This is a genomic window from Undibacterium sp. Di27W (assembly GCF_049340345.1).
Taxonomy (GTDB): Bacteria; Pseudomonadota; Gammaproteobacteria; order Burkholderiales; family Burkholderiaceae_D; genus Undibacterium.
Window position 1 is genome coordinate 1 of sequence record NZ_JBMPOS010000037.1, and the last position, 9,701, is coordinate 9,701.

The window sequence follows — 9,701 nt, forward strand, 5'->3', positions numbered from 1 at the left end:
GATCTTTCCGTCATCCGCACCTACAACAGCCAAGGCGTCATCAAAGACGACAATTCAGATGCATGGTGGATCAACGGTTATCGCCGCATCGTCAACCTGACAGGTACCCTGAACCAAGCAGGCAGCAGCCTCCAGCGCGTCGGTGCCGACAATGCCATCCAAACTTACGACTTTGACCTGACCAGCAATAGCTACCAAGCCCGTTCCGGCACCGGTAAATCTGATGCCATCAAATATGATGTCACCAACTCCAGCTGGACCTGGACAGACCCAAATAGCCAGAGCACAGAAAGCTATGCCGGAACTAGCGGGCGTCTGCTATTCTCCAGCGATGCCAATGGCAATACCGCTACCTATGGCTACACCGGTGACTACCTCAGTACCATCACCAGCGCCAAAGGCGACAAAGTCGACTTTAGCTATACCGGTACCAAGCTTGCCCAAGAAAGAATCATCCTCGCAGACGGCACAATCCAAAGCAGCACCTCCTACAGCTACGATACCCAAGACCGCCTGACCCAGATCAAACTAGACCTGACACCAGCCGACGACAGCATTGCTGATGGCAAAGTCTACATCACCAGCTACACCTATGCAGACAATAGCAACCTCATCACTGGAGTGAGCCAGACAGATGGTACCCAACTCAACATCACCTATGTGAAACTGCAAGGCACAGACCGTGTCGCCAGCCTGACCGATGCCTTGGGCCGCGTCACCACCTTCAGCTATGACCTGGCCAGCCAAACCACCACCGTCACCGATCCCTTAGGGAATAAAAACACCTATACCTATGACGACAAACAGCGTTTTAGTCAAATTACCGGTCCTGCTGTCGATGGCGTCATCCAAAAGGTCCAATATCAATACGATGCCGCAGGCAAATTAATCCAAGCTACCGACGCCCTGGGCAATGCCACCATCAATACCTACGACAGCCATGGCAACCTGCTAAGCCAGACGGACAGCCTGGGTGATCGCGTAGAACGCACCTATGGCCCACAAAACCAAATCCTGACATCCACCGTTTACCGTGCCCCTACCAGCAATGGCCAGGCTGCCAGCCAACCCGAAACTACACGCACTGTCTATGACGCGCGTCGTAATCCACGCTTCGTCATCAGTGCCCAAGGCAGCGTCACAGAATTCCGCTACGACAATCTGGGACAGCGCATAGCCACCATCAGCTATCCTGCAGCCAGTTACAATCTCACCGGCCTGAACGCCAACCAAAGCCTGAGTAATGCCGATGTGGAAACCTGGTCCGCAGCACAAAACCCGGCACAGACCAGCCGCACCGACTACCAATACAATAGTCGTGGTCAACTCAGCAGCATGACCAGCTATAACACAGTCGATGCCAATGGCAACGGCATACTCGATGGCAAAGAATCAAAGAGCCAGTACAGCTATGATGCAAGCGGCAATCTCCTGTTCAAGATCGACGCTGATAATAACCAGACCAGCTATGTCTATGATGGTTTAGGCCGCGTCTTATCGACGACAGATGCCCTGGGACACAGTTCCGTCAATCTGTATGATGACGCCAAGCACACCGTCACCCAGACCCAGGCCAATGGCCGCATAGACACTGCTGTTTATGATGCAGCAGGCCAACTCATCTCCACCATCGCTGGTGGCCAGGCGCAAAGCGAATACCGTTATGATGCACTGGGACGCTTGAGTGTCAGCATAGACGCAACAGGTGTCAAACAACGCTACATCTACGATGCTGCTGGTAACCTGCAAGGCCAGGTCAATGGCGATGGCAAAGTCACCCAGTATGTCTACAATGCCCTGGGCCAGCGCATACAGACCATACAGCACAGCGTGGCTTTGAATGCGACCCAGATTGCCCAACTGATCAGTAATACCGATACGGCAGCCATACCTGCAACGACACCACCGTCAGGCTCACCAGCAGCAGGTTCTCCAGCAACATCGCCAGCAACGCCACCATCTTCTACCGCTGTTACAACGCCAGCGACGACCTCATCAGCCGCGCCTGTCACACCGGCACCAAGCAATCCGGTAGTGAGCACCTCAGACTGGAACACAGCGACAGCCTACCTCATGGGCGACCAGGTCAACTACAACGGCAAAGTCTACCAGGCACGTAGTAATAATCAGGGCAGTGCACCCGCCAGTAATGCTGCATGGCTGGAAGTTGTTTCTATCAATAGCGTTGCTGCCTGGTCAGACAGTCAATACTACTTGGCGGGCCAGACCGTTAGTTTCAATGGGCAAGTCTATCTGGCCCGCTGGGACACCGGCCTGGGCAACACGCCAGGTGTCGACAAAGTCTGGACACAAGTACCAGCACCAGGCACGACACGTCCCTGGATGCCAGGGATAGAATATGTTGGCGGACAGCTAGTCACCCATGACGGGCAGCTCTGGAAAGCAAACTGGACCAGCACTCCTGGTCAGGCTCCTGGTGTTGATCATGTCTGGAGCCAGGTGGTTCCTGCGGGCACCAATCCACCTTGGTCCGCAGGTCCGGAATATGCACAAGACCAAATCGTCGATTACCAGGGCCAGCACTGGAAAGCACGCTGGCCTACGCAGGCTAATGTACCAGGGGATTCCCAGGTATGGGCACAAGCCCCTGATGCTGGTACTCATGCCCCCTGGGGCGCAGGTGTTACCTATATCGGTGGCGAAACCATCAGCTACAATGGCCACCTGTGGCTGGCCCAATGGTTCACCAAGGGTGAAACACCAGGTGTTGAGTCTTCCTATGTCTGGGCAGAGCAGGGCATAGCAGAGCCGCCGGTTCAGCCTCCGGTCGAACCGCCAGTCACGCCGACCGTGCCAGCCCGAGTCTTCTACGACCTGCTGCCCATGCTGACCAGTTCAGCCAACGACCTCATCAGTCGCAGCTTCTATGATGCCGCTGGTCACTTGAGTAAAACCGTCAGTGCCGCCGGTGCAGTCACCGAATATCAATACGACGGCGCAGGCAACCTGTTGACCACCGTACAAAGAGCCACGCAGATCACAACGACAACACTCAGTGCCAATACTCGTGCTCAGGATGTTGTGGTGACAGCCCACGCTGATGACAGAAGCACGACTTACTTCTACGACCTCAACAACCAGCTCACAGGTACTGTCGATGCGGAAGGCTACCTCAGCCAATACCGCTACGACAGCGCCGGACGCCGCGTCGAAGTCATCCGCTATGCCAGCAAAGTCAGCGTACCAGTCACAAGCACCAGCAACTTCGCCAGCCTCATTCCATCTGCAAATGCCGCCGACCAGCATAGTTACGCCATCTACGACAACAAAGGCCAACTGGTGGGCAATGTCGATGCCGAAGGCTACCTGACTGAATTGCGTTACGATGCCAATGGCAATGCACTTGGCAGCACACGCTATTACAACAAAGCCAAAGGGCCGGTGACTGCCAGTTCCACCCTGGCCAGCCTGCTTCCAGCCAGCCATGCCGAAGACCAAGTCAATAGCCAGACCTTTGATGCGTTGAACCGCGTCCTCACCAGCACCAATGCCGAAGGTACCCTAAAGCAATACCAGTACGATGTCGCTGGCAACCTGACCAAAGTCATTGACGCTGCAGGTAGTGGTGACATCCGCATCAACAACCAGCGCTATGACCAGCTGGGTCGCGTCATTGCCACCCTGTCTGGCCTGGGCAGTGCCCAACTGACCGGCAACCAGAGTCAACAAGAAATCGACGCTATCTGGACCCAGTATGGTACTAGCTACGGCTACGATACAGCTGGCCGCCGCGTCAGCATGACCGACCCCAATGGCAATAAAACCCTGTTTTACTATGATCAAAGTGGCAACCTTACCTACACCATCGATGCGCTTGGTGGAGTGCAAGAACGTAAATATAACAATCTCAATCAACTGACAGGCACAGTCCAGTATGGTGATCCGCTCTCCATCATGAACGGCTTGAATGGCGGCTTGGTCAATGACAGCTTGCGCACCGCAATTGCTGGTATCGCCAATAGCGCCCATGACAGCAAGACTGCCATCAGCTATAACGCAGCGGGGCAAATAGACAGCATCGCAGATCAATTGGGCGCCGTCACCAGCTTCACTTATGATGCCTTTGGTGAACGCCTGACCACGACCGTCAACACAGACAGTAGCCATGTCCTGACACAGTTGGCGCGCTATGATCACCGTGGCTTGCAAACTGGTTCCACCACAGACCCAACCGGCGCATTAGTTGTCGCCAGCGTCGAGTATGACGCCTTTGGCCGCATTACCCGTACCGTAGATGGTAATGGCAATGAACGCCTGCTCAGTTATGATCGCCTGGGCCGCGCCGTTAACAGTACGGATGCAAACCACGTACAACGCACAGTCAGCTATGACGCCATAGGCCGCATATTGACTCAGACTGATGGGAACGGTAATGCCGTGACCTACACCTATGACACCGCTCACCGTGGCGTTACCGTCACTACGGCAGAAGGCGTCAAGGTCAGCAGCATCCATAATAGCCAGGGCCAGACCAGCAGTGTCACCGATGGCAATGGCCATGTCACCAGCTATAGTTACGACACCAATGGTAATTTGCTGAGTTCCGCCAGTGAGCTGAATAGTGCAGGCAATGCCTATGATCACGCCAACCGCCTGATCCAGACCACAGATGCCAATGGCAACAAAGTCAGCTACCACTATGATGCTGCCAACCATCTGCTGTCACGTACGGTTGATGCCGACGGCCTAGCACTGACCACAAGCTACCAGTACGATGCCAAGGGCCAACAAGTAGTCATGACCGATGCTAATGGCATCGTCACCCTGACCACTTACGACCTCAAGGGCCAGGTCACCAGCCAGGTCGTTGATCCTACCGGTCTCAATGCCATCACCCGTTATAGCTATGATCAGCGTGGCAAGGTACTGACCGTCACCAGTCCCGCAGGCAATGTTGTCCAGTATGAGTATGATGCCCTGGGCCGCCGCATTGCCGAACACACCGACCCCGCAGGACAGAACATCACCCGTCGATATCAGTACGATGACAATAACAATGTCGTCGCTGCACGCGATGCCAACGGCAACCTGACACGCTATGTCTACGACAGCAACAACCGCCTGGTCTACACCATCAATGCCAGCGGCGCAGTGCAAAAGAACAGCTACGACAACGAAGGCCGCGTCACCGCCACCGTCAACTATGCCACCACAATTTCCCTGACAGGTTTAAGCGAAACAGCAACAATCGCCGACGTGACAGCCAGAGTGCATGCAGACAGCCTGCGCGATGTACAGCAAAACCGCGTCTATGACAAAGATGGTCATCTACGTTACAGCATCGATGGCACCGGCAGCGTTACCCGCTACACCTATGATGCCAATGGCAATGTCACCGAACGCATTAGTTACGCTAAAGACATCGCACTGGCAAGCTGGGCACCCGGCACCACGCCAACTGTGGTGCCAGATGCAGTCCATGATCAGCGTGTACAAACTATCTATGATGCCCTGAACCGCCCCGTCTACGTCGTCAGCGGTACTGGCACTGTCACTAAAACCAGCTACGATGCCAATGGCAATGTGGTCGATGTTGTCAGCTACGCTAAATCACTGCCAGCCAATACCCCCATCACAGCCAGCGCGCTGGCAACAGCGACAACATCCTTGGCTGATGCAGCACATGATGTACATGTGCATCGTACTTATGATGCTGCCAACCGCCTGAGCTGGAGTGTCGATGCCACAGGTGCCGTCACCCATCTGGTCTACGACAAAAATGGCAACCTGATCAAACAAGTCAGTTACGCCAATACCGTCGCCGCCAACGCTGCCGCAGAAACCGTGCAAGCCAGCGATGCCGACCGCGTCACCCTGATGAGCTATGACGATGCCAATCGCCTGTCTTACCAGGTCAATGCCGATGGCAGCGTCAGTCACTATGTCTACGACGCTAATGGTCAACTGGCCCAGCGTGTTGCCTATGCCAATGCCATCGCTGCGCCAAATGCATCTACCCAACTCGGCAGTAGCGAGATTGCCAGCCAGCTGCATATCGATAAAACACAAGACCGCAGCACCCGTTATACCCATGATAGAGCTGGCAGGTTGATATTCACGGTAGACAGCCAGGGCGCCGTTACCGAGAACCGTTACGACGCAAATGGCAATGTCACCGCCAGCGTCAGCTATGCACACACCATAGAAGCGTCCACGATGTTGCCGGTTGTTCAGTCAGACATGATACGCAACCAGTTGCAGCCTGATCCTCTCAATGACCAGGTCCATCAACAAGTTTATGACACCAACGGACGTGTACTCTTCAGTGTGGACGCCATGGGCTATGTCAAAGGCTATAGCTATGATGCGCTGGGTCGCCTGGGCAGTGTGACCGACTATGCTAAAGCCTTGTCACCAACCCTCTCTGCTGGACTTGGCAAGCTCGATGCTACTAGTGCCATGCCAGGCAGCACAGCTGATGACCAGGTCCAGACGTATCAATACGATGCTGATGGGCACCTCGTCGCTCATACTGATGCCCTGAACAAGACAGAACGTTTCAGCTATGACGGCTTGGGTAATCGCCTCACTTACAGTAATAAAATCGGCGCGACCTGGACTTATGACTATGATGCGGCTGGTCGCCTGTTAAGTGAAACCTCGCCTGTCGTCAGCATGGCCAGTGTTAGCCTTAATGTTGGCGGCATTTTGCAGGCAGGCACAACAGTCAGCGCCGCCATCATCAGTCGCATGACTTATGATGCGCTGGGCAATCTCACCAGCCGCACTGAAGCAGAAGGTCGCCCGGAACAACGCACTACCCGCTTTGAATACGATGCACTGGGTCGTCAGACCAAGACCATCTATCCAGCCAGCTATGTGTATGACGGGGCGGGTGATAACCTGGCAGTCAACGGCGCCAATAGCCTGGCATTCGCATCAGAAAGGTCTGCAGTCCTCGAAGCCAGCGTCACTTACGACAGCTTTGGCAATGTCATCGCCAGCCGCGACGTGGCCGGTAATTACAGCTACCGCAGCTATGACAAACAAGGCCGCGTCAGCTATGACATTGATGCGCTTGGCAATGTCACCGGCTATAGCCGCAACAGCTTTGGCAATGCGACCTCAGTCACGCGCTATGCCAGCGCCATCAATGCCAGCGCCGTTAGCGGCCAGGTAGGCAAAGCCCCCCTCCGCAGTCAGGTCGCCACAGCCCTAGTCAGCCTCGACCATAGTCAAGACAGGATCACCACCAGCCGCTATGATCAACTAGGCCGCACCATAGAAACTACCGAACCTGCCACCTGGGTCAACAACGGTGGGGCAGGGGAGGTAAGTGTTCTGGCCGCCAAAGTCACGCGCTACAGCTATGATGTGCTTGGCAACCTGTCACAAACTGCTGAACTGAGTAATCCTGCCAATGATAGCTGGGCGATCAGCCGCTATTTTTATGACAAACAAGGCCAGAGAACAGCCAGCATCAATGCCCTGGGCTATGTCAGCTCCCGGGTTTATGATGCCCATGGCAATGTCATCAACAGTACCGAATATGCCAACCCAGGCAGCGTCAATGCGGCTGGCAAACTGGTGCTGCCACTTTATAGCAACGATGACCGCACCACCTTGTTTGCCTATGACAAGGCTAATCGCCAGATCAGCCAGACCCGCCTCAATGTGGCTTTTAGTGATGATGGCTTTGACGCTATCAATAATGCCACGACGGGCCAGCGCAGCCGTGGCAATATCACCACCAGCGTAGAATACGATGCACTGGGCAATGTCATCAGCAGTACCGATGCATTGGGCAACCGCAGCTACCGTTATTACGATGTCCTCAATCGCTTGAGGGCAGTGGCCGAACCAGGTAGTGTTACAGACATTGGCCGCCAACTGACCACACTCACTGAATATAGCCGTGATGCCTATGGCAACGTTGTCATGAAACGTGACTATGCCAATGGTGCCAGTTCTGCCGCGCAGTATAGCTATACGATCAACAGCATCAGTAACGACGACCGTATCAGCCTGGCCCGCTATGACAGTCGCAATAACGTCATCCAGAATGCCGACGCCAATGGGGTCAACCACTTTGCCTCCTACGATGCACAAAACCACTTGCGCAAGCAATGGCAAGCCGTATCCGGCAGTGATGGTGTACATACCCTGTTCACTGCCTACGAATATGACGCCCTGGGTCGTCGCACCGCCAGCATCACCCCTGGCAGCAATGTGCAGCTCAGTGCCAACGGCAGCCAGATCAACATCATCAATCAGAACCAGGCTGCAGTCGTGCGCAACGAGGCCGTCTACAATGCCTTTGATGAAGTGATACGCGAGCGCAGCAATGGCCAGGACCTGGCCAGCTTTGATTATGACAGCGCAGGCCATGTCTGGCGCACCAACAGTGGTGGTGTCACCAAGGTCATGCAATACGACTTGCGGGGCCGCCAGACTGTCACCTTAAGCAGCGCTGGCATCAGTACCGCCAGCCTCAATCTTGGCAAGGGCGACCCGTTGGCCACCCTCAGCACCGCCCATGAAGCTGACAGTGTCGCTGGCCTGCGCCGCAGCACCACCCAGTACGATGCCCTGGGCCGTGCCACGACGCTCAGTTTGCCAACGCGTGATGGCCAGACCCCCTTCATCCGCCAAAGCTTTGACCGCTGGGGTAACCTGTCCAGCCGTAGCGACCTCAACGGCTACGGCAGCGTCACCACCTACCAGTACGATGCCAATAACCAGCTGATACGCCAGAGCAGCCCCGATGCAGCAGGTCAGCAAAGTACCAACAGCGCCGTCACAGAGTTTTATTACGACCGCCTGGGCCACCAGACCGCCAACCGCGACGCCAACGGCAACGTTACCCGCCTGAGCTACGATGCCCGTGGCCAGTTGATACAAGAAACCCATGCCGATGGCGGCATCGTCAAACATGCCTACGACACCTTCGGCAACCAGGTCCAGGTCACTGACGCCAATGGCAATCACATCAGCTATCAGTACGACCATCTGGGCCACCTGCTCCAGAGCAGCACCGACCCGGTGGGCCTCTATGGCACCAGCACTGGTAACGTCACCGGCAGCCAGCAAAGCCTCATCAACCGCAGCAGCTACGATGAAGCAGGGCGCGTCATCGCCCGCACCAACGCCAATGGAGAAACCACCAAATATGGCTACGACCTGCGCGGCAACCTCGTCATCACCACCAAACCCCTGGGCCAGTATGAACAATATGCCTACGATGCCCAGGGCAACCAGATCGCCAACCGCGATGCCAATGGCAACATCAGCACCTGGCAATACAATGCCCAGGGCCAGCTACAAAGCCACAAAGACATCGGTGGCGCCACCTACAGCTACCGCTATGACAGCGCAGGCCAACTGCTGCAACAAACCAATACTCGAGGCCAGAACCTCAACTACCACTACAATGAAGCGGGGCAAGTCACCCAGATCCGTGACCTCGCCACCGACAAGACTACCCTGTACAGCTACAACCTCGCAGGCAAGCACACCCGCGAACAAACCATCCAGGCTGATATCAGCCTGCAAAACACCAAACTCAGCTACAACGCCCAGGGACAAGTTTCCCTCATCGAAGCCCTCGATGAGGGATACACCAGTGCCCTTGACTACGATAAAGCCGGCAACCTCAGCCACGAACTCAACATCCAGACCGCCCAGACAGCAGGCACGACAACGCGCCAGGTCAGCATCAGCGGCAGCACCCATACCGTCAG

At 55.4% G+C, this 9,701-nt stretch carries 1 pseudogene; it reads left to right on the forward strand.

The features are described 5' to 3' along the window. A pseudogene (locus ACO0LF_RS30720) lies at positions 1–9,701 on the forward strand (hypothetical protein); the annotation flags it as partial.